This is a genomic window from Pseudoalteromonas sp. S3776 (genome assembly GCF_005886915.1).
Lineage (GTDB): Bacteria > Pseudomonadota > Gammaproteobacteria > Enterobacterales > Alteromonadaceae > Pseudoalteromonas.
Window position 1 is genome coordinate 1 of sequence record NZ_PNCU01000073.1, and the last position, 20,921, is coordinate 20,921.

Below are 20,921 nucleotides of genomic sequence, written 5' to 3' on the forward strand. Positions count from 1 at the left end.
GCAAGAACGTATTGCAGCAGAGCAAGCAGAGGCTGAGCGCTTAGAGCAAGCGCGTATTGCTGCAGAGGCCGAAGCTGAACGTTTAGAGCAAGAACGTATTGCAGCAGAGCAAGCAGAGGCTGAGCGTTTAGAGCAAGAACGTATTACGGCAGAGCTTGCAAAAGAAGAGGCTAAACTTGCTGAAAAGCCTAAAAAAGAGGGGTTTTTTTCACGTCTTAAAAAAGGGCTATTAAAAACCCGTGTAAATATAGGCTCTGGTTTTGCCTCTATTTTTAGTGGTAAAAAAATAGATGATGATCTATTTGAAGATCTAGAAACACAGCTTCTTACCGCCGACTTAGGTGTTGATACCACCATGAAGCTGATTGATAGCCTAACTGATGCCGCCGATCGCAAACAGCTTAAAGATGGCGATGCGCTTTATGAGCTTATGAAGCAAGAAATGGCCACCATGCTTAAAACAGCAGAGCAACCGCTTGTTGTAAACACAGATAAAAAACCATTTGTTATATTAATGGTAGGTGTAAACGGCGTAGGTAAAACAACTACTATTGGTAAGTTGGCTAAGCAGTTTCAAAATGAAGGTAAGTCAGTTATGTTGGCCGCAGGTGATACGTTCCGTGCAGCAGCAGTAGAGCAGCTGCAAGTGTGGGGAGAGCGTAACAGCATTCCTGTGATTGCCCAGCATACTGGCGCAGATAGTGCTTCAGTAGTGTTTGACGCATTTCAAGCCGCTAAAGCACGCAATGTTGATGTGTTAATCGCTGATACAGCAGGGCGGTTGCAAAATAAAGATAACCTCATGCAAGAGCTTGAAAAAATAGCCCGCGTAATGAAGAAAATTGACCCTGATGCACCGCATGAAGTTATGCTAACTATTGATGCTGGTACAGGTCAAAATGCAATCAGCCAAGTAAACCTATTTAATCAGTGTGTCGGTTTAACCGGTATTACCCTTTCAAAACTTGATGGTACAGCTAAAGGTGGGGTTATATTTGCTGTTGCAGACAAGTTTAATATTCCTATTCGTTACATTGGTGTGGGTGAAGGTATTGATGATTTGCGCGCATTTAAAAGCGATGACTTTATTGATGCTTTATTTAGCCAAGATGAGGACGACGTTTAATAAATAAAAGGGAGCTTACTCCCTTTTTAATTGCAAGGAATTCCATTTTACAAATTTGGGACTGGCATAATAAAAATGATAAATTTTCAGCAAGTAAGTAAAACCTATCCGGGGGGGCATCGTGCTCTCGAAAAAGTTACATTTCATATTAAGCCTGGCGAACTGGCCTTTTTAACAGGTCACAGTGGTGCGGGTAAAAGCACCTTATTAAAGCTCATTAGCTTGATGGAACGCCCTTCTGCTGGAAGCGTTTCAATTAACGGTGTTGATTTAAATAAAGTAAATTCTCGGCAAATTCCTTATGCGCGCCGCGATATTGGAATTATTTTTCAAAATCATCGTTTGTTAGAGCGCTACACCGTTTTTGATAACGTTGCATTGCCGTTGATCATTGAAGGTACACACCATAAGTATATTGCTAAGCGGGTACATGGGGCGTTAGATAAAGTCGGGCTATTAGATAAAGTGAAATGCCATCCTTCTACGCTCTCAGGTGGTGAGCAGCAGCGGGTAGGTATTGCCAGGGCGATTGTAAATTCTCCGCCTATTTTATTAGCTGACGAACCAACGGGTAACCTTGACCCAGAATTATCTATGGAAATATTAAGGCTGTTTGAAGATTTTAATAAACACGGTACCACCGTACTTATAGCAACGCACGATCTTGGTCTTGTTTCTCGTTTGAAATACCGTAGCCTGACTTTAAAAGATGGCCGTATGCTTGAAGACCCACTTGCGGAGGTAGCACTGTGAGCTTGTTATTTAAAGGGCGACAAAACTCCAACGATAAACAAAAAAAATCAGCGATTGCAGGCGGTTATTTTTTTATTATTAATATTTTTCGCCAAGGCGTACACAGTTTAGGTGAAATGTGGCGTACACCACTTGCATCGTTAATGACAATTGCTGTACTTGGCCTCAGTTTAACATTACCTGCAACCCTGTATTTAGTTGTAAAAAATGTACAGCAAGTCAGTAGCGGGTTTGAAGAAGCTAGCGAAATATCACTTTTTGTAAAAGAAAGCATGAGTGAGCAAGAAACACAAACCTTAGTAAAGCGTTTAGCACTTTACGCCGAGGTGGACAGTGTTGAATTTATTTCTAAGCAACAAGCGCTAACTGAATTTAAAGACGTGTCCGGGTTTGGGCAGGCTTTAGAATACCTAGATAGCAATCCACTTCCCGATGTTGTATTGGTTACACCTACTAAACGACATCGCCAGCCCAATGCAGCTAAAGCACTGCTTACAAAGCTTGAAAACGAGCGCGAGGTAGATTTTGGTAAGCTTGATATTGCGTGGCTTGAGCGCCTGAATGCTTTGTTAGACTTATTAAAAGAAAGTGTTATAACAATTGCGCTGTTACTTCTTACCTCTGTCACCCTTATAATTGGTAACACGATTCGTTTATCTATTATGGATAAAAAAGAAGAAATACAGGTAATGAAGTTGGTAGGGGCTACCAATACGTTTATACATGCCCCATTTTTATGGACGGGTATTTGGTATGGTGTAATAGGTGGTTTATTTGCCTTTATTTGTATTGCCCTAATGATGTGGTGGTTAACAAGTGCTGTAAGTAGTGTTGCTGGCGTGTATCAGACAAGTTTTTCGTTAATTGGGTTAACACTTAATGAGTTTGGCGCCTTGGTATTATTAGCAACCAGCTTAGGCTTTGTCGGTTCTTATTTATCAGTTAACCGGTATATTAAAGAGATTGAGCCAGACAAAGTATAACAACGCCTGCTAATGGCTGACTTAAAATTGTCATTTTTGTGTATTATTATCCTTAATAGAGATTAGTTGTAAATGTGCTGTTATGTTTACGCTAATCTCTGCAATCCCTTAGTTCATCACTTATTCAGTCGCATGTAGTAGACTTAACTTACACTAAAAAACCGCTTGATTTACGCTTAAAAAAAGTTTTAAATTGGGGTTAGCACTCTTAGAGAAAGAGTGCTAAGATGGTTTCAAATGTTTATCACCGAGGTGAAAAATGAGTAAAGATTTATACGCAATGGCACTTACAGTTGGGCAACAAAGCGCAAGTATGGACGGCTACCTTCAAGCGGTTAGTACTATTCCTATGCTTAAAGCTGAGCAAGAGAAAGAGCTAGCAACACGACTTCAAGAAGAAGGCGATCTTAGTGCTGCAAAGCAACTCATTATGTCGCATTTACGCTTTGTAGCACATATTGCTAAAAGCTACTCGGGTTATGGTTTACCACAAGCAGACTTAATCCAAGAGGGCAACATAGGCCTGATGAAAGCGGTTAAGCGTTTCAACCCTAGTGTGGGCGTGCGTTTAGTGTCGTTTGCTGTTCATTGGATTAAAGCAGAGATTCATGAGTTTGTGCTTAAAAATTGGCGTATAGTAAAAGTAGCGACCACTAAAGCGCAACGTAAATTGTTTTTCAATCTTCGTAAAAACAAAAAACGTTTAGGTTGGTTTAACCAAGCTGAAGTAAGCACTGTAGCCAATGAGCTAGGTGTGAGTGAAAAAGAAGTTCGTGAAATGGAATCGCGTATGAGCGGCCAAGACATGGGCTTTGACTTAACGGGCGACGATAACGATGACGCGCCAACAAGCACGTATTCACCAGTGCAATACTTAACAGATGGTTCAACTGATTTAGCTGATGATATTGAGCAGCAACAATGGCAAGAGCAATCTCATACACGCTTGTTCAGCGCGCTTAAAACGCTAGATGAACGCTCGCAAGACATTGTTAGTGCACGTTGGTTGTCTGATGACAAAGCAACACTGCAAGAACTTGCTGAAAAATACAGCGTGTCAGCTGAACGTGTTCGCCAGCTTGAAAAAACAGCAATGAAAAAGCTGCAAAGTGCTATGAGCTAATAGCGAAAAAATAGTAAATTTTAAAAAGCCCTGCATTATATGCGGGGCTTTTGCTATGTGGCTATAAGTATTTCAATCAATTTTATTGTTTTATCAGCTTGGTTATATGGCTTAAATATACTTAAAATACCACCCACAGCTACCTGGCGTTAATCCCTTTACCTTGGGCTAATTGTATATACTTTTTGTGTACTAACTGCGATACCGGCACTAACTCAAAACCCTGCTGAGTGAGCTTAGGCAGGGCTTGGCGTAAAAAGTCGATGGTTTCAGGGTACGGATGAGCAATGGCAATAGCAAAGTGGTGCTTTGTTGCTTTGTGTTTTAGTTCATCCAACCTCAGCTGTAGCTGGTCATGCGTTGTTATATTGTCTAAAAACACATGGCGGCCAATATTTTCAACCCCGATAAAATTGGCTGCATTTTGTGCCTGACTTAGGTCGGTAGTGCGGCTATCTAAAAAGAATAAATTACGTTTTTTTAGTACTTCCATAGTCCACTTCATGGCTTGGCTGTGCTGAGTTAGCGCCGAACCCATGTGATTATTGACCCCTTTTACTTGGGGTAGGCTGGCTAGTGCCGTGCCTAAGGTTTTTTGTAGCTGTTCTTTATCCATATTAACTGTAAGCCCGCCAGGGCCGAGTGCTTTACCGTTTAAGGCTTGCATGGGTACATGTAATAACAGCTCTTTATTTGCTTGGCTAGCAAGGCTCGCAAAAATTTGAGAGTAGGGGGTGTGGGGCAAAATTGAATATGACAATTGCCCAGGTAAGGTAAGAAATTCTAAATCTCGCTGATGATAGCCAATATCATCAATTACGATGGCTATTTGCTTTGCCCAAGCAGTGCTAGATATAAAGCAGGTAGCCAACAACAGCCATTTTATTATTTTCACGTTTATAGTTTTTATTATCTTTTTAGTTTATTGAGATTTACTATTGCATACTAAGTAATTGTTTAGCTTTTACTAACTGCAAGTCGCCCAGTATTTCATGTTCAAACTGTGGTGTATTTTTGTTCTGCTCATTTTTTATTATAACGGCTTTATTTGATTGTGGAAGGGTTGCTTGCGCAATTGCTACATCCGGCGTGACTCCCACGCCTTCAATTGATATGCCCGCAGGTGTAAAGTATTTGGCTGTTGTTAATTTTAGTGCCGTGTTGCCATCACCAAGTGGTATTAAGGATTGCACTGAGCCTTTGCCATAAGACTGATTACCAACCACTTTAGCGCGCTTATTGTCTTTTAAAGCTGCAGCAAGTATCTCAGCAGCAGACGCTGAGTTTTCATTAATAAGTACCACAATAGGTATCCCTTTGAGTATGTCGCCCCGTTTAGCGTAGTAAGCTTGGTTAGCATCATAATAGCGCCCTTTAGTGGTGACTATAGTGCCGCTTTGTAAAAATAAATCCGCTACTGCCACTGCGCTTTGTAAAGTACCACCGGGGTTATCGCGTAGATCAATCACTAACCCTTTAAGTGGTGTGCGATAATCATTTTTAAGTGCAGCTACCTGTAGCGCCACTTCGTGTAAGGTGTGATTAGAAAAGTTATTAATGGCTAAATAGCCAGTGCCCGAATCGAGTAATTGGCTGGAGGCGCTTTCTAAATTTATTTCCCTGCGGTCGACTGCAAAGCTTAGTGTTTTTTGGTATTGCGCACGCTTTATAGTTAGTTTAACAGTACTGAAACTATCATCTTTTATGAGCGAAGCTACTTGCTCTAAACTGCGGGTCTGTGTGCTTGTACCATTTACATTAACGATAATATCACCTGCTAAAATACCCGCTTTTTTGGCTGGGGAGTTTTTAACCACCCCCACAATAGTAATGTTATCATCAACCTCTTTTACTTCTATGCCCACGCCGGTGTATTGACCATTTGTATTGTTAAATAAGGCGTCTAAGTCATTTTCATTAAGGTATTTGGAGTAAGGGTCCAGCTGGTTTAATAACATCTCTACCTGTTGATTATTGAAGGCATCCTCTGCACTTTCTGTAAGCGGTAGGTCATCAACATAATAGGCTTTAATATTAAAGAGTATTTCAGAAATTTGCTGGCTTTTGAGGTCTTTAACTGAGCCAGCAAGTGACGGATTGCTAAAGCAAAAAACAGCAATAAAGGCAAGTGAACACAATAAAAACGAATAGCGTGTACAAGAAGCGGGAAATAATCGGATTTGTAGTATTTTATGAGTCATCAGCTGCTCCTAATGCGGTGCAGCTGCTTTATTCACTTAAATACGTCTGCACCATTTAACAGGATTTACTGCGCGTCCTTTGTGGCGTATTTCAAAGTATAGACCAGAACTCGACTGCCCGCCGCTTTGACCTACTAAAGCGAGTGTTTCGCCCTCGCGGACCATATCGCCTACATCCTTTAGTAAAGTTTGTGCATGGCCATACAGGCTCATAAAGCCTTCGCCGTGATCAACCACAATTACCCAGCCAAAACCTTTTAGCCAATCAGCAAATACAACTTGGCCATTGTTAATACTGTTGACATTGGTGCCTTCTTTGGCGCCGATTAATACGCCTTTCCAGTCTATACCGCCATGTTTACGTTGGCCAAAGGTGTGTTTTAGCTTTCCTTTGCTGGGCCAATTAAGCTTGCCCTTACTTTTATTAAGGCCAAGTAATTCAATTTTTTGGCTTTTTTCTTGCTCAAGCTCTTTGATAGTAGAGATTAAAGTTTGTTCGTTATCTCTTAAGTAATTAATCGAGCTTTTGGTGTTGTTGAGCTGTGCTTGTAGGTTTTTAAGATTAGTTTGGCGCTCGCTTTGGGCATTTACTAGCGCATTTTGGCGCCTTTTCTGTTCTTCAAATAAAGCGGCTAACTTTTGTTTTGTTTTTGCAAGTGCAGCTTGGTTATCTGCAATGTGTTGTTGCAGTACTTTAAGCTCTTCAATTTGCTCTATACGTGCTTTATTTAAATAGTTGTAATAGCTTAAGGTACGCTCAAATTTAGCCGTGTCTTGCTGGTTTAACAGCATTTTGGGATAGTCGTCGCCCCCAGCCATGTAAGCACTTTTTAGCTGGGCAGCTAAAACGGCTTGAAATTTTGCCTGCTGGGATTTTAATTGCTGTGCTTTTTGTTGCTGTACTTGTTGTTTTTGCTCTGTCTCTTTTACCGATTGCTCAGCCATATTGAGGGCTTTGGCATTTTTAGCTATTTCTAGCTCATGTTTTTTTAAGTTTTTTTGCAGTGCGGCAATTTTCTTTTGTTGTGCTTTAAATTCTGCTTGGCTTTGTTCTAAGGCAGATTGTACTTCGGATAGGTCTTTTTTAGTGCGGTTTTCGTTAGCGGATGCAGGTGCAACCACTAACGAAACCAATACCAAGGTATAAACACTAAACCAATTGACTGGCTTGTTCATGTGTTATTTCAACGTCATGATTGGTGTGCCAGTCATTTCGCTTGGTTGCTCCATACCCATAAGATGTAGCATGGTAGGGGCAACATCACTTAATGCTTTACCTTCACTTGGTGTTGCATCGCGTCCTACATAAATAAACGGCACAGGCTCACTGGTGTGTGCTGTATGTGCTTGCCCGGTTGTAGGGCTGGCCATTTGCTCAGCATTACCATGGTCGGCCGTTATTAGCGCTTCACCGCCAAACTCATCTAGCGCCTCTACTACTCGACCTATACAAGCATCCACGGCTTCACAGGCTTTAACGGCTGCTTCGAATACGCCAGAGTGGCCAACCATATCGCCATTTGGGTAATTACAAATAATGGCATCAAACTTACCGCTTTTAATGGCTTCAATAAGTTTATCGGTTAACATTTCTGAGTTCATTTCGGGCTGTAGGTCGTAAGTTGCAACCTGTGGAGAAGGAATTAATTCACGCGATTCGCCTTCAAATTCATCTTCGCGTCCGCCACTAAAGAAAAACGTAACGTGAGCGTATTTTTCTGTTTCCGATATACGCAATTGCGTTTTACCATTCTTTTCAAGCCATTCGCCTAATACGTTTACAAGTGGTGTAGGACCAAATGCGACAGGGGCATTAATATCGGCTGCATATTCAGTCATCATTACAAAAGCGCTAAGCTGGGGTGATTTTTTCTTTTCAAACCCGTCAAAGTCAGGCTCTACAAAAGCGCGAGTAATTTCACGGGCACGGTCGGCTCTAAAGTTAGCAAAGATAACGGTGTCACCATCGTTAATTTGTGCCGTGTCTGTGCCTTGAGGAGTGATTGTCGTTGGTGCTACAAATTCATCGTTTTCGTCACGCTCATACGCGGCTTCTAATGCTGTTACACCATCAGCATAGTTAAATTCACTTTCACCTAGTGTCATTACATTATAGGCTTTTTTTACGCGGTCCCAACGGTTGTCTCTGTCCATTGCGTAATAGCGACCCACTAACGATGCTAAGCGCCCACAATTTAGATCGGCGAATAGGGCTTCTATACGTTCTATTGAGGCTTTAGCGCTGCGCGGTGGTGTATCACGGCCATCTAAAAAACCATGGAAGTACACTTCTTTTGCACCACGCTTAGCTGCTAATTCAATACTGGCGACAATATGATCTTCATGGCTGTGCACACCTCCTGGGCTTAATAAACCCATAATATGTACTGCTTTACCTGCATTTATTGCTTTGTCGATGTTTTCAACAAGTGCAGGTGTTGAGTCAAACTCGCCATCGTTAATCGCTTTGGTAATACGGGTAAAGTCTTGATAAACAATGCGGCCAGCACCTAGGTTTACATGGCCTACTTCTGAGTTACCCATTTGCCCTTCAGGTAAGCCTACATCTAATCCTGAGCCTGAAATTAATGTATGTGGGCGGTTTGCCCATAGGTTGTCTAAGACAGGGGTGTTTGCTGCAAGAATTGCATTACTTTGCTCTTCTTCGCGGTAACCCCAACCGTCTAAAATCATTAATACCAGTGGTTTTTTATGCTCTGTCATAATCGCTCCTGAAAATTAGCACCTGTTGATGGGTACTGTGCGCCGAAAGGTTATCTGGTTAGTTTTAGCATACCGTGTTTTAGCGATAGAATCAGCACTGAAAACAAGATATTAAATTTTTACATACTATTTTATATGGGGCGCTTTATGTGTTTTTAAACTGCAGCAAACTCGCATTTTAACTTGGTTTGGGTATACTTGCGTGGCTAAAGTACAAAATACCTAGAATATTAGGGCGTGTTGCGCTTTGGTGGCTGAATTTGCAGCAGTATGTTTGGTTTTTAGGTAAGGCAGAGCCTATGAAGTGTGGTTATTCCCCATAAATAGGCGATAACGTAGCATAAATACCAAACATGCGCTGCCCGTTGGGTTCTTTCTAGGGATTATTACCTCTTTGTTGCCTACATGGATGTAGGTAAGGGCGTGAGCAGGACGCGGAAGCTTTGCTCGGTTTTTACTTAGCCCACTAGGTTACAAACCTCGCGCCGCGATTTAATCGCCCCTAGATTGAACAAATTTCAATCCACAAAGGCCAACACGCCCTAGGTTTAGAACATAATTTTATAGTGGAAGTAGAATGGATCAATATATTGAATTTATTACAAATCATCCTATTTTAAGCCTAGCTTGGGTTGGTATTGTATTTCTTATTGTAAGCGGTTGGATTAAAAGTAAACTTTCAGCGGTGAAAGAAATAAATCCACAGCAATTAACACTTCTTATTAACCGTGAAGATGGCAAAGTAGTCGATATTCGCGCTCAAAAAGAGTTTAACGCTGGTCGTATAGCGGGCGCTGAACACTTAAGCCCTGAAAAAGCAAAACAATCTGACTTTTCTAGCCTTGAAAAGCACAAGAGTAAACCCATTATACTAGTGTGTGCCACAGGCATGACTGCACAAGGCGTTGCTAATGCAATGCATAAAGCAGGCTTTGAATCGGTTTATGTATTATCAGGTGGTATGGGGTCGTGGCAATCAGCCAGCCTTCCAACTACAACAGGTCGCTAATCAGTTTAGTAGTACCGATAGAGGATTTATTATGAGTAATGTTGTTTTATACACCAAAGCGTATTGTCCATTTTGCCAACGTGCTCTTGCACTTTTAAACAGTAAAGGCGTTGAGTACACAAATATCGATATTGGTGTTCAACCAGAGCTTCGCGACGAAATGATTACCAAAGCAGGTGGCGCAAGCACAGTACCGCAAATTTTTATTAATGATGAACATATCGGTGGCTGCGACGACATGATGGCTATTGAAGCGCAAGGTAAACTTGACGCTAAGCTAAATGCTTAATTTTAATTATAAAAACTAACACGTAGGAAGCACAATGAACGAAGAAAATCAAAACGCAGCAGCACAAGAGGGTGGCGCACAATTTGCGATTCAACGTATTTACACTAAAGATGTATCGTTTGAAACGCCTAACTCGCCTGCGATTTTTCAAAAAGAATGGACGCCAGAAGTTAAATTAGACTTAGACACACGCTCTAATAAATTAGACGAAGGTGTGTTCGAAGTTGTTTTAGCATTAACTGTTACTGCCTCTATTGGTGAAGAAACTGCGTTTTTATGTGAAATTCAGCAAGCTGGTATTTTTACTGTTGGTGAGCTTGAAGAAGTACAACTAGCACATATGCTAGGTGCATACTGCCCTAACGTGTTATTCCCATACGCGCGTGAAGCCGTATCTAATCTTGTTAACCGTGGTACTTTCCCACAGCTTAACCTTGCGCCAGTGAACTTTGATGCGTTATTTGCACAATACATGCAACAACGTACTGCGCAAGCTGAGCAGGTTTCAGCAGACGCATAATCTATGAGTACAGCAACTTCAGCTGTTACTGTATTGGGAGCGGGGTCTTACGGCACCGCTCTTGCTATTTGCTTAGCCCGAAATGGTCACCGAGTGACACTTTGGGGTCGCAATAGCGACGACGTTGCCACGCTTGCAGCTGAGCGGAAAAATCAACGTTACCTTCCTGATGTACCATTCCCTGACACTCTTGTATTACAAGCCGATTTACAACAAGCCGTAGCGAGTAGTGCTATTGTACTTGTGGTTGTGCCAAGCCATGCTTTTGCCGATACTTTGCAGCAAATAAAACCAGCATTGGTTGAAGGTGCGCAAGTGGCGTGGGCAACTAAAGGGCTTGAGCCAAACACTGGGCGTTTGTTACAAGAGGTTGCCCTGCAAGAACTGGGTGATGCAATACCGCTTGCGGTTTTATCTGGTCCCACTTTTGCTAAAGAAATGGCGATGGGGTTACCTACCGCAATATCGGTCTCGTCTACTTCAACGGAGTTTGCGCAACAACTTGCAGGTTTACTCCATTGTGGGCGCTCGTTCCGTGTGTATAACAACGATGACTTTATTGGCATTCAGTTAGGTGGAGCGGTTAAAAATGTAATCGCTATCGGCGCGGGTATGTCGGATGGGGTTGGCTTTGGTGCTAATGCGCGTACCGCGTTGATCACCCGTGGCTTGGCTGAATTAACACGCTTAGGGTGCGCCTTAGGCGCAAAGCAAGAAACCTTTATGGGGATGGCAGGGCTTGGTGATTTAATCTTAACCTGCACCGATAATCAATCACGTAACCGACGCTTTGGCCTAGCATTAGGCAAAGGTGAAGGAGTAGACGCTGCTATTGAGTCTATCGGGCAAGTTGTAGAAGGCTTTAGAAATACAAAAGAAGTGTATTTATTAGCTCAGCGCGCCGGTGTAGAAATGCCAATCACAGAGCAAATCTATAAAGTACTTTACGAAAGTAAAGATATGAAAGAAGCTGCTATGGCCCTATTAGGCCGAGAACAAAAGGCCGAATAACCTCGGCCTTTTTGTTAGGCTTTAATTTGATGAGCCTAGCATGATACCAATGTGCAATAATACTTATACCATTTTGCAGGGCAAAACGTGTCGCTACCTTTGTTAAGAGTTTTCTTTTAAATTAAATAGAAAATTTTTGCCTAGCTATCCACACGTTTTTCTAACCTCAAAACAGATCAATTAATTAAACAAATTGGTATTACTTGCCTCCAACAAACCCCAGTTGTCGCCAAGATTCGTAAATAAATACAGCAACCGAATTTGATAGATTCATACTGCGGCTATTCGGCTGCATAGGAATACGTACACGTTGATTGTTAGGTAATGCTTGAATCATTTCATCGGGTAGACCACGAGTTTCTGGGCCAAATACTAAGCAGTCACCGGCTTCGTAGCTTGCTTCGTGATGAAGCTGGCTGCCTTTAGTGGTACATGCATAGACTTTTTTAGGTTGGCATTTTTCAAGGTATGCCTCAAACGATGCATGTCGCTGAACATTACTAAACTCGTGGTAATCAAGGCCCGCACGTTTTACTCGTTTATCGTCCCATTCAAAACCTAATGGCTCAATTAAATGTAGGGAGTAACCTGTGTTTGCACACAAGCGTATAATATTGCCTGTATTTGGCGGAATTTCAGGTTGATATAACACGATATCCAGCATAATGCGCCTTTCTATTAATCTATAATTTGACGTTTGGCAGTATACACGAAACCGTTAAAAAAAATGATATACTCGCGCCATTGAATACCGTAAATAGTGAATATTGACGTGCATCACCGCAGTTACGAATTTTGGGTTAAAACATCAAGCATAGTGACCATGGTTATGGTGAGCTTAATGATAGCGGCCAAAGCTTGGGCTTGGTTGGCATCGGGTTCGGCCTCTATGCTTGGCTCGTTGACCGACTCTTTAATGGATATTACAGCCACTGCTATGAGCTTTTTAGTACTTGGCTACGCACTGCGTCCAGCCGATGACGATCACCGTTTTGGCCATGGTAAAGCAGAAGCGCTTGCAGGGCTTGGTCAAGCTGCATTTATAGCTGGTTCTGGGTGCTTATTAGCATTTCATGGCATTGAGCGTTTATTCAACCCCATCGTATTAAGTCATTCATTGCTTGGCGTGTGGGTAAGTGTATTTGCTATTGCGTGTACGTTAGTGATTGTGTTTTTTCAAACTAAAGTAGTTAAACATACCGAGTCTATCGCTATAAAAGCAGACTCGGTGCATTATAAAGGGGATTTAATTTTAAATGCTGCGGTATTACTGGCTATTTTGCTCTCATACTATGGGGTGTTATATGCTGATCCACTATTTGCTATTGGTGTAGCCGGTTATTTGCTTTACAACAGCTGGGATATAGCACGTGATAGCGCTGATCATTTAATGGATAAAGAGCTGCCAGACGAAGAAAAGCAAAGCATTTACGATATAGCGAATAAGCATCAAGATGTTTATGGCGTACACGACATCCGCACTCGCCAAGGTGGAAAGATCAAGTTTATACAAATGCACTTAGAGTTAGATGACGATTTATCGTTAATTCGAGCTCATAATGTGGCTGACGAAGTCGAAAAAATGATTGCTGATTGCTTTGAGTCTGAGGTTGATATACTTATCCACCTCGACCCATTATCTGTTGTTATTAAAGATTAATCGACTCGCAAAATGTGTATAAACTTTTGAGTGCTGGTTTACGAATTTCGTCTCGTTCAAAAAAAAGTTCGTGCTTTGCATCTTTGAAGCTTTCAATTGATGCATTTTCATGGCTGTTTGCCAGCTTATCAAGTGCCGTGTTATTAACTACTTCATCTTTTTCGGCTTTAGCAATATACATTGGAATAGTAATATTTAGCTTATCTACTGATGGCAAAAACTTAATAACAGCATGCAACCACCCATAGGTTACCCCGCCAAGCTGCAACGAAGGTGTAGCATGATAGGTTTGCCTAAATTGTTTGTAACGTATTTCACTACTTGTTAGCACGTTTAGGTCAAAATTTAAGGGAATATAGTTTTTTTGCCCAAAGGCATAGCTGTATTGAAAGCCTAAAATTTTAGCTATGTTGACGGCCAAAGTAGTCGAAAAACGAGGCACCTTTTTGGTAAAAATATTTAACATGGGAGCTGACAAAAATACTCCTTTGTAATCATGCGTATAGGTTGCTAAATAATGCAGCGCAATGGCTCCTCCCATCGAATGCGCTATTAACGCTTTATTGCCTTGCCAGTGAGCATTAACAACCTGTTCAGTAAATTGGTTTAGATCTGCACTGTAATCTTGAAAGTCTTTAACATAACCTTTGTGCTTGTTTTTTAAATGCCGATAAGAGCGGCCTTGTCCTTGATGGTCGATTATAAAAATAGCGTAATCATTGTTATAAAACTCCCATAAAAGCTCTTTGTATTTATCAGTGCCTTCTACTCTGCCAGAACTAATAACTAACGCCATTTTTGCATTAGCGGGTTTTGCATAGGCGTAAAATAATGTGCCATGCAAGGTTTTTAAGTTAGATTTAATGAGTGTGTTTTCAAAAAATTCTTCAATTGCAGATTGGTTATTTTCAAGCTCACTTTCACTGCTATAAAACATGGGTTACTCTTTAGTTATTGGTAAGGTTATGTTGGCACATAAACCACCATTTTCTTTATTTGATAACGCTAAACTACCACCATGCGCAATAATAGCATTTTTAGCGATGGCTAAGCCAAGCCCTGTGCCACCACTTACTCGGTCGCGGGCGTCAGATTGTCTAAAAAAGGGCTCACAAAGCTTGCTTAATTGATCATTTGGCACGCCTGGTCCGTCGTCGCAAATTTCAATATAAATTTTGCTGTTATAGTGTACGTTAAAGCTAATATTGCTGTGTGCGTATTTTATTGCATTGCGTAATAAGTTTTCGAGTGCACTGGCTATTAACGACTCATCGCAACTGAGCATAACATCGGCACTGCCGCTAAATGTGAGTGTTTTAGTATTTTGTTTAGCTTCAAACTGCGCATCGTTTAATACGTGTTCTACTATATCTTTTAACGACTGCTTTTGAAGAGACAGTGCTTGGCTTTGCGCTTCTAAACGCGACACTTGCAGTACATCAGCAATCATTTTATCAAGTTGATTCGCTTCTTTTTCTATCCGTAATAAATATGATTGGCTTGCCTCGTTGGCTTGCATTTGAGCAAGCCCAGTGGCCATTTTTAAACGCGTAAGTGGGGAGCGCAACTCGTGAGATATATCAGCAAGCAAACGCTTTTGGGCACTAATAAGTTGCTCAAGCTGATTGGCCATACTGTTAAAGTCGCGGCCAAGCACCCCTAATTCGTCTTTTCTGTTAGCAGGTATGGCAACACGCGCTGATAAGTCGCCTGATGACAGTTTTATGGCTGCTTTTTTAAGGCTGTTAATTGGGGCAATTAAGTTACGGCTAAATATAAAGCTCAGTACTAAAGAGGCAAAAATAGCCACCAAGACTTTCATCCAATTTGGCATTAACTTAAAACGCATGAGTAAAGGCGGTTGGTGGTTAATATCGATTTCGTAAAGGTAAAATTGCCCCTCGGGCACAGTGATTAGTACAGGACCAAAAGCTTGGTACTTTTCGGTAAAAATAATCTGTGGTGCTAAGTTTTGGCTAAAGCTAAGTAAATTTAAGTCTATTTCGGCGGGTATCTCTTTATTACTTAATGCGTCTTCGGGTTGCGCTGTAGCTAAATATAAAATTTTGCGTTTTGAAAGCCTAGGGTGCGTTAAAACATCGGCAAGCGTTCGTTTGTGCTTAGTTACACTTCGCTCAATACTTTTGGCTGTGTAAATTAGGTTTTTTTTCATTGGTCCACGCAGAGACTCAGTGCTTACAGCATTGATTGCAGTAATGTTACTTAAAAATATAAGCGCTGCTACAGTCCCTGTTATCGTCAGCCAAAACCAAGTAAATATTTTAAAAAATAAATAATGCCTAGGGTGCTTTAGCCAGGCAAAGTAATGCTTATTACTCCCCTTGGATGAAAACATAGCCTGTACCTCGCATTGTTTTTATTCGTTCGCCTGGGATGTGCTCGGCTATTTTTTTGCGAATATTGCTAACGTGCATATCAATTGAGCGATCAAACGAGGCTAAGCGCCTGCCCAGTACTTCCTCGCTTATTTGCTCTTTACTGACAACTTCGCCGGCATTTTTAATTAATAGCACGAGTACCTCGTACTCTGTGCCAGTAAGTGTAAGGGGGTGGTCGCTAATGGTTGCCTCACGCGCTGCCAAATTAACCGTAATGCCGTTTATATTTATTTTACTGGGTGTTGCAACATTTAAGCTATTTATGTGCTCTATGCGACGAGTAATCGCTTTTACGCGAGCAAGCAACTCACGGTGGTTAAAGGGTTTGGGGATATAATCGTCAGCGCCCAGCTCTAAGCCAAAAATACGATCAAAGTCTTCGCCTTTTGCAGTGAGCATAATGACCGGCGTTAACTTGGTTTGCCTAAGTTGTTTAAGTACCTCAAAACCATCAAGGGTGGGGAGCATGACATCTAGTAATATCAGCGCGTAGTCGCTTGCTTGAGCAAGTTTTAAGCCTTGCTCGCCATCGTGAACGCTTTGTACCTCAAAACCTTGCGCGGCTAAATATTCAGTAAGTAGTTCGCACAAACCTGTGTCGTCATCAATCATTAATAGCTTCATTTCAAACCCTTAGGCAGTTTCTATATGGTTATTTTACTTCGTAAATTGTGCAAAAGTGAATCTTTACACAACCTTTACACTGCTTTGCGTTACTTTGCGTTGCAAGGGGTATAGTTAACTCACTGGCTTAGCAGTCACAACCAAATTCAATCCATCCAATATTAAGGTGATGATTATGACTAAAGTAAATACACTTTCAAAATTAGTACTTATTTGTGGTCTAGCAACGGCTACACTTGGTGCCGGTAGCGTATTAGCAAAAGGCGGCATGCACGATAAGCAAGGCCACTCTCAAGCGCGTTTTTTATTATCTGAGCGCGGTGCTGACAAGCTTGATTTAACTGACGAGCAACAAACTAAGCTTGAAGCTATTTTTGAAGCGCAAAAAACGCAAATGAAAGCACTACGTGGCACTGATAAAGAAGCCCGTAAAGCACAGCGCGAAGCGCATAAAGCAAAAATGGATGCACTACTTAGCGCTCCAACATTTGACGAAAACGCGGCGAAAGAGCTATTAAATGCACGCCACGAAAAAGGCACTGAAATTGGTTTAATTAAACTAAAAACACAGCATCAAGTAATGCAGGTGCTTAACGCTGAGCAGCAAGAAAAGTTTGCTAAAATGCAAAAGCGTATGGGTAAAAAGCACCGTAAGCAAAGAGACTAATTATATTCTTTACCCAACACATCAAAAAGCCAGCTTAAAACTGGCTTTTGTTGTTTAAGAAGATGAAAAAGGTTTATTTAAAAAAGTCATCATCGTTTTTAGCCATCATTTCTTCAATATCTTCAATCATATCTTGGCTAATTTGGTTCGCCGAGGTAATAGGCGTTGAGATTTTATTGTTCTCAAACGACCATTCACCTAAGTCAATAAGCTGACAGCGTTTAGAACAAAAAGGACGGTGGGGGCTTTGCTGTGACCACTCAACTTTATTTTTACAGGTTGGGCAGTTAACAATTGTTGGCATACTTTACTCTCTACAATTACGCGTTAAGCACATGTACTTAACGCTACTAACTCTACATATTTGTAACGCGGTTTATTTCAGCCAGAGACGTTAAACCATCTGCGGCTTTGCGTAAACCCGATAATCGTAAGTTATTAAACCCAGCTTGCAGTGATACCTCTGCTATTTCGAGTGAATTACCACCGCGCATAATAATTTGTGCAATTTCAGGGGTAATCTGCATTACTTCGTAAATACCTACACGGCCTTTGTAACCATCGGTGCAATTTTCGCAGCCTTTGGGTGCGTACAGTGTCATGTCTTCAATTTGTGCTGTGCTAAAGCCTTGACGAGCCAATTCTTCTGCTGGCAGTGTTTCAGGGGTTTTACATTTAGGGCATAAACGCCGAGCTAATCGCTGGGCAATAATCAAACTTATTGAGCTTGCCACGTTATACGCAGGCACGCCCATATTTAATAAACGCGTTATGGTTTCAGGGGCTGAGTTGGTATGCAGTGTTGATAACACTAAGTGACCTGTTTGCGCCGCTTTAATTGAAATTTCTGCGGTTTCTAGGTCACGTATTTCACCTACCATCACTACATCTGGATCTTGACGCAAAAATGCGCGCAGGGCGTTAGCAAAGGTCATTTCGGCTTTAGGGTTAATTTGTACTTGGTTAACCCCTTCAAGGTTTATCTCTACCGGATCCTCGGCGGTACTAATGTTACGCTCTGGCTGGTTAAGTATATTTAAACCGGTATAAAGCGATACTGTTTTACCTGAGCCGGTAGGGCCGGTTACAAGTATCATACCTTGTGGTTGCCCAAGCGCATCCATGTAGAGCTTTTTTTGATCCTCTTCATAACCTAATACGTCAATACCTAGCATAGCGCTTGATGAATCAAGAATACGCATTACTATTTTTTCGCCCCATAACGTAGGCATAGTACTTACACGAAAATCGATGCTTTTTCGCTCGGTAATCTTTAATTTAATACGGCCATCTTGTGGTTTACGTTTTTCTGCAATATCAAGGCGCGACATGACTTTGATACGCGCCGATAGCTTACTCGCTAAAGTATTAGGGGGGTTGGCAACTTCATGCAAAATACCATCAATACGAAAGCGAATGCGGTATTTATGCTCGTAAGGTTCAAAGTGTAAATCAGAAGCGCCCTTTTTAATGGCATCCATTAAAATTTTATTAATATAAACAATGATTGGCGCATCGTCTTTATCATCATCTTTAGGTGTGGTCTCTTTAGGGCTTTCACTATCTAAGTCGGCAAATTCTTTAAATTCATCAGCGCTTAAATCTAAGCTGCCTGCGGCATCAAGAAGTTGCTCAATTTTATTATCCAGCTGAATATAGTCAACCACGACTATTTCGCACGATAAGCCGGTGCTAAATTCAAAGTTTTCAAAGGCGCCGTAGTCAGTCGGATCGGAGGCGGCAATGTATACTTTTCTGCCTTTTTGAACCAGCGGTAAAATGTGGTGTTTACGTATTAGCTTTTCTTTAACTAAGTCTTCTGGGATTTGTGCAGGGTCGAAGTCTTTTAAATCAAAATACGGTACACGGAATAGGTCTATACATTGCTCAGCTAAGTCGTTGCTGTCAATTTTTCCACATTTAGATATAAGCTCAGCGGTTGAGGCAAACTCTTGCTGCTTTGCTTTTACGGTATCGGCATCAATGCGGCCAAGCGTTATAAATTTTCTCAATAACGGTGAGTTAATATTCATTGCGCACCTATTCTAGTCCTTCAATAGTTAACAATTTATCAGAAAAAAGCAGGTGATTAAATTCGTCAAGTTTATCAACACCTTTTTTGCTAACCAAATTACGAGTTTATGTTGTTATGACCGCATTAAGGGGCATTAGTTGTATTTTATACCGCATAGTGTAGGTAATTTTTATGAAGAACAACAAGTTCTGCATGAATAAGCGATAAATCGCGGTCATTATTTAGAATATCATCAGCTTTTTGTTGTTTTTCTTCACGCGACATTTGCGATGCTATAATGCTATTTACTTGCTCAAGGCTAATATTGTCTCGCTTTATCGTACGTTCAATCTGTACAGGCAGTGGTACATCAATTAATAAAGTACGGTTGCAGTATGTGTTAAGTTTATTTTCAAACAATAATGGTGCAACTAATACAACATAGGCACTGGTTGCATTATTTAAATCGGTTAGTATTCTCTCTCGAATAAGTGGGTGCAATAGAGCATTAAGCCACTCTTTATCATCATTGTTGGTAAATATTTTAGTGCGCAGCACTGCTCTGTTTAATGTGCCATCGGGTAGTAAAATACTCTCACCAAAGTGTTCAGCAATAGCATTTAGCCCTATGCTATTAGGCGCCACTACTTGGCGGGCAATAATATCGGCATCAACAACGCAAATACCTAGTTCTTCAAACATATTACTAACAGCCGTTTTACCGCAGCCAATACCGCCTGTTAAACCCAATACCCAATTGTTTATTTTAGTTGCTGGCTTATTCATACTAATAACCAATTAAATTAAAATAGGCCGCTTGAATTTGAGCGCCCCACAAAAGTGTTATCCAACCTGCTATGGCTAAGTAGGGGCCAAATGGGATAGGGGTTGCTTTGTCTTTACCTTGTATACTTAAAAGGGCAATACCAATAATGGCGCCCACCACGCTTGAAAGCAAAATAATGGTTAATAGCGACTGCCACCCTAGCAGTGCGCCAAACACGGCCAGTAACTTAAAATCGCCATAGCCCATGCCTTCCTTGCCGGTTAATAGCTTAAATAGCCAAAACACACTCCACAGGCTTAAATAGCCGCAGGCTGCACCCACTATTGCATCACTCGGGCTTATTGTTATACCCATTACAGCGGCTATAAGCGCAAGCCATACTAAAGGCAAAGTGAGCTGATCAGGCAGTAACATGTGGTCAATATCAATAAAGGTGAGCGCGACTAAAATCCAAGTAACAAAAATATATAAAAGGGCCTGCTCTGTAGCACCAAAGCGGTAGGCAACAACTAAACTTAATAGTGCGGTAATGGCTTCAACTGTCGGGTAGCGCGCTGATATTGGGTTACTGCAATTAGCGCATTTACCTTTAAGTACAATCCAACTAATAATTGGAATATTTTGCCAAGGCTTAATCGCGGTTTTGCATTTAGGGCAGGTAGAGTGAGGCTTTACTAAATTAAATGGCTCGTTGGGTTTAGCCTTAGAAGGCTTAGTTGTAAGTTCATCTTCTAATAATAATCGGCATTCACTTTGCCACTCACGCTGCATCATCAGTGGCAGCCGGTAAATAACTACATTTAAAAAACTACCAATACACAGGCTTACTAAGCCCACAGTTAAAAAATAAAACCACTGCTGGCTTTGTATCGCGGTGGTTATATCAAGAAAAAGATTTTCCATTAAAATACCTAACTTCAGGCCATTTATAGGCCAATTTTATGTCCTGTGTTGAAAAACTCTTATAATTCAATTTATCTTGCAAGCTATTAATTAGCGTTTGAAATTTTGCTTACAGCTTACAGCTTACA

General features: G+C 41.2%; 22 protein-coding genes. 10 read left to right on the forward strand and 12 right to left on the reverse strand.

Going from position 1 to position 20,921, the window contains the following annotated elements; translation table 11 throughout:
- The 4 genes from ftsY to rpoH all read left to right on the forward strand — a co-directional run.
- On the forward strand, positions 1-1,126 hold a 1,126-nt coding region (gene ftsY / locus CWC16_RS18655; RefSeq protein ID WP_138542618.1), incomplete at its 5' end, for a signal recognition particle-docking protein FtsY.
- Between the two features lie 75 nt (positions 1,127-1,201).
- Positions 1,202-1,879, forward strand: a complete 678-nt coding sequence (ftsE, locus tag CWC16_RS18660; RefSeq protein ID WP_055014731.1) for a cell division ATP-binding protein FtsE — start codon at positions 1,202-1,204, stop codon at positions 1,877-1,879.
- Positions 1,876-2,862 carry a permease-like cell division protein FtsX gene (gene ftsX / locus CWC16_RS18665; RefSeq protein ID WP_055014732.1) on the forward strand — a complete coding sequence of 329 codons (987 nt, stop codon included), beginning with the start codon at positions 1,876-1,878 and terminating at the stop codon, positions 2,860-2,862. The genes ftsE and ftsX overlap by 4 nt, the downstream gene beginning before the upstream one ends.
- Positions 2,863-3,121: 259 nt before the next feature.
- Positions 3,122-3,985, forward strand: coding sequence for an RNA polymerase sigma factor RpoH (rpoH, locus tag CWC16_RS18670; RefSeq protein WP_055014733.1), 864 nt, complete (start codon positions 3,122-3,124; stop codon positions 3,983-3,985).
- Between the two features lie 139 nt (positions 3,986-4,124).
- Here the strand turns inward: rpoH and CWC16_RS18675 are convergent, their stop codons facing one another.
- The 4 genes from CWC16_RS18675 to gpmM are packed head-to-tail and all read right to left on the reverse strand — an operon-like array spanning position 4,125 to position 8,910.
- On the reverse strand, positions 4,125-4,880 hold the full coding sequence (locus CWC16_RS18675) for a divergent polysaccharide deacetylase family protein (RefSeq protein ID WP_055017928.1): 756 nt from the start codon (positions 4,878-4,880) through the stop codon (positions 4,125-4,127).
- A 40-nt stretch (positions 4,881-4,920) separates the two neighbouring features.
- Positions 4,921-6,186 carry a S41 family peptidase gene (locus tag CWC16_RS18680; protein ID WP_138542619.1) on the reverse strand — a complete coding sequence of 422 codons (1,266 nt, stop codon included), beginning with the start codon at positions 6,184-6,186 and terminating at the stop codon, positions 4,921-4,923.
- 36 nt (positions 6,187-6,222) lie between these two features.
- Positions 6,223-7,362 (reverse strand): murein hydrolase activator EnvC family protein, encoded by a 1,140-nt coding sequence (locus CWC16_RS18685; RefSeq protein ID WP_138542620.1) that lies wholly within the window; start codon positions 7,360-7,362, stop codon positions 6,223-6,225.
- A gap of 3 nt (positions 7,363-7,365) precedes the next feature.
- The gene (gene gpmM / locus CWC16_RS18690) at positions 7,366-8,910 is read right to left on the reverse strand and encodes a 2,3-bisphosphoglycerate-independent phosphoglycerate mutase (protein WP_138542621.1); all 1,545 of its coding nucleotides are present in this window, start codon (positions 8,908-8,910) and stop codon (positions 7,366-7,368) included.
- A gap of 577 nt (positions 8,911-9,487) precedes the next feature.
- Between gpmM and CWC16_RS18695 the strand changes: the two genes are divergently transcribed.
- From CWC16_RS18695 to gpsA, 4 genes are read left to right on the forward strand one after another with little or no spacing between them, the layout of a single operon-like run.
- Positions 9,488-9,919: a rhodanese-like domain-containing protein gene (locus tag CWC16_RS18695; RefSeq protein ID WP_055014738.1), complete on the forward strand. Its 432-nt coding sequence runs from the start codon at positions 9,488-9,490 to the stop codon at positions 9,917-9,919.
- 31 nt (positions 9,920-9,950) lie between these two features.
- Positions 9,951-10,208: a glutaredoxin 3 gene (gene grxC, locus CWC16_RS18700; protein WP_055014739.1), complete on the forward strand. Its 258-nt coding sequence runs from the start codon at positions 9,951-9,953 to the stop codon at positions 10,206-10,208.
- A 34-nt stretch (positions 10,209-10,242) separates the two neighbouring features.
- Positions 10,243-10,728, forward strand: coding sequence for a protein-export chaperone SecB (gene secB, locus CWC16_RS18705; RefSeq protein WP_055014740.1), 486 nt, complete (start codon positions 10,243-10,245; stop codon positions 10,726-10,728).
- Positions 10,729-10,731: 3 nt separating this feature from the next.
- Complete coding sequence (gene gpsA / locus CWC16_RS18710) at positions 10,732-11,739, forward strand: NAD(P)H-dependent glycerol-3-phosphate dehydrogenase (RefSeq protein WP_138542622.1); 1,008 nt, start codon at positions 10,732-10,734, stop codon at positions 11,737-11,739.
- 199 nt (positions 11,740-11,938) lie between these two features.
- Here gpsA and trmL read toward each other — a convergent pair whose 3' ends face one another.
- The gene (trmL, locus tag CWC16_RS18715; RefSeq protein ID WP_055014742.1) at positions 11,939-12,403 is read right to left on the reverse strand and encodes a tRNA (uridine(34)/cytosine(34)/5-carboxymethylaminomethyluridine(34)-2'-O)-methyltransferase TrmL; all 465 of its coding nucleotides are present in this window, start codon (positions 12,401-12,403) and stop codon (positions 11,939-11,941) included.
- Positions 12,404-12,511: 108 nt separating this feature from the next.
- Between trmL and CWC16_RS18720 the strand changes: the two genes are divergently transcribed.
- The gene (locus CWC16_RS18720; protein WP_283956922.1) at positions 12,512-13,399 is read left to right on the forward strand and encodes a cation diffusion facilitator family transporter; all 888 of its coding nucleotides are present in this window, start codon (positions 12,512-12,514) and stop codon (positions 13,397-13,399) included.
- On the opposite strand, the gene CWC16_RS18725 is transcribed toward CWC16_RS18720, so the two are convergent.
- The 3 genes from CWC16_RS18725 to CWC16_RS18735 are packed head-to-tail and all read right to left on the reverse strand — an operon-like array spanning position 13,389 to position 16,422.
- Entirely contained in the window at positions 13,389-14,336 is a 948-nt protein-coding gene (locus CWC16_RS18725) for an alpha/beta fold hydrolase (RefSeq protein WP_138542623.1), read from the reverse strand. The genes CWC16_RS18720 and CWC16_RS18725 overlap by 11 nt on opposite strands.
- Before the next feature lie 3 nt (positions 14,337-14,339).
- Entirely contained in the window at positions 14,340-15,755 is a 1,416-nt protein-coding gene (locus CWC16_RS18730) for an ATP-binding protein (protein ID WP_138542624.1), read from the reverse strand.
- Positions 15,733-16,422, reverse strand: coding sequence for a response regulator (locus CWC16_RS18735; RefSeq protein ID WP_138542625.1), 690 nt, complete (start codon positions 16,420-16,422; stop codon positions 15,733-15,735). The genes CWC16_RS18730 and CWC16_RS18735 overlap by 23 nt, the downstream gene beginning before the upstream one ends.
- A 175-nt stretch (positions 16,423-16,597) precedes the next feature.
- On the opposite strand from CWC16_RS18735, the gene CWC16_RS18740 reads away from it, so the two are divergent.
- Positions 16,598-17,089: a Spy/CpxP family protein refolding chaperone gene (locus CWC16_RS18740; RefSeq protein WP_055018830.1), complete on the forward strand. Its 492-nt coding sequence runs from the start codon at positions 16,598-16,600 to the stop codon at positions 17,087-17,089.
- Positions 17,090-17,162: 73 nt separating this feature from the next.
- On the opposite strand, the gene yacG is transcribed toward CWC16_RS18740, so the two are convergent.
- From yacG to CWC16_RS18760, 4 genes are all read right to left on the reverse strand, one after another.
- Positions 17,163-17,393 carry a DNA gyrase inhibitor YacG gene (yacG, locus tag CWC16_RS18745; protein WP_024031401.1) on the reverse strand — a complete coding sequence of 77 codons (231 nt, stop codon included), beginning with the start codon at positions 17,391-17,393 and terminating at the stop codon, positions 17,163-17,165.
- Between the two features lie 52 nt (positions 17,394-17,445).
- Positions 17,446-19,122: a type IV-A pilus assembly ATPase PilB gene (gene pilB, locus CWC16_RS18750; RefSeq protein WP_055018831.1), complete on the reverse strand. Its 1,677-nt coding sequence runs from the start codon at positions 19,120-19,122 to the stop codon at positions 17,446-17,448.
- Positions 19,123-19,268: 146 nt separating this feature from the next.
- Positions 19,269-19,889 (reverse strand): dephospho-CoA kinase, encoded by a 621-nt coding sequence (gene coaE / locus CWC16_RS18755; protein WP_138542626.1) that lies wholly within the window; start codon positions 19,887-19,889, stop codon positions 19,269-19,271.
- 1 nt (position 19,890) lies between these two features.
- Positions 19,891-20,793 carry a prepilin peptidase gene (locus tag CWC16_RS18760; protein ID WP_138542627.1) on the reverse strand — a complete coding sequence of 301 codons (903 nt, stop codon included), beginning with the start codon at positions 20,791-20,793 and terminating at the stop codon, positions 19,891-19,893.
- Positions 20,794-20,921: the final 128 nt, after the last annotated feature.

Coding starts and splice junctions, on each gene's coding strand:
- ftsE (WP_055014731.1), top strand. CDS start 1,202: ATGATAAATTTTCAGCAAGTAAGTAAAACCTATCCGGGGGGGCATCGT.
- rpoH (WP_055014733.1), top strand. CDS start 3,122: ATGAGTAAAGATTTATACGCAATGGCACTTACAGTTGGGCAACAAAGC.
- CWC16_RS18680 (WP_138542619.1), bottom strand. CDS start 6,186: ATGACTCATAAAATACTACAAATCCGATTATTTCCCGCTTCTTGTACA.
- CWC16_RS18685 (WP_138542620.1), bottom strand. CDS start 7,362: ATGAACAAGCCAGTCAATTGGTTTAGTGTTTATACCTTGGTATTGGTT.
- gpmM (WP_138542621.1), bottom strand. CDS start 8,910: ATGACAGAGCATAAAAAACCACTGGTATTAATGATTTTAGACGGTTGG.
- CWC16_RS18695 (WP_055014738.1), top strand. CDS start 9,488: ATGGATCAATATATTGAATTTATTACAAATCATCCTATTTTAAGCCTA.
- grxC (WP_055014739.1), top strand. CDS start 9,951: ATGAGTAATGTTGTTTTATACACCAAAGCGTATTGTCCATTTTGCCAA.
- secB (WP_055014740.1), top strand. CDS start 10,243: ATGAACGAAGAAAATCAAAACGCAGCAGCACAAGAGGGTGGCGCACAA.
- gpsA (WP_138542622.1), top strand. CDS start 10,732: ATGAGTACAGCAACTTCAGCTGTTACTGTATTGGGAGCGGGGTCTTAC.
- trmL (WP_055014742.1), bottom strand. CDS start 12,403: ATGCTGGATATCGTGTTATATCAACCTGAAATTCCGCCAAATACAGGC.
- CWC16_RS18725 (WP_138542623.1), bottom strand. CDS start 14,336: ATGTTTTATAGCAGTGAAAGTGAGCTTGAAAATAACCAATCTGCAATT.
- CWC16_RS18730 (WP_138542624.1), bottom strand. CDS start 15,755: ATGTTTTCATCCAAGGGGAGTAATAAGCATTACTTTGCCTGGCTAAAG.
- CWC16_RS18735 (WP_138542625.1), bottom strand. CDS start 16,422: ATGAAGCTATTAATGATTGATGACGACACAGGTTTGTGCGAACTACTT.
- CWC16_RS18740 (WP_055018830.1), top strand. CDS start 16,598: ATGACTAAAGTAAATACACTTTCAAAATTAGTACTTATTTGTGGTCTA.
- yacG (WP_024031401.1), bottom strand. CDS start 17,393: ATGCCAACAATTGTTAACTGCCCAACCTGTAAAAATAAAGTTGAGTGG.
- pilB (WP_055018831.1), bottom strand. CDS start 19,122: ATGAATATTAACTCACCGTTATTGAGAAAATTTATAACGCTTGGCCGC.
- coaE (WP_138542626.1), bottom strand. CDS start 19,889: ATGAATAAGCCAGCAACTAAAATAAACAATTGGGTATTGGGTTTAACA.
- CWC16_RS18760 (WP_138542627.1), bottom strand. CDS start 20,793: ATGGAAAATCTTTTTCTTGATATAACCACCGCGATACAAAGCCAGCAG.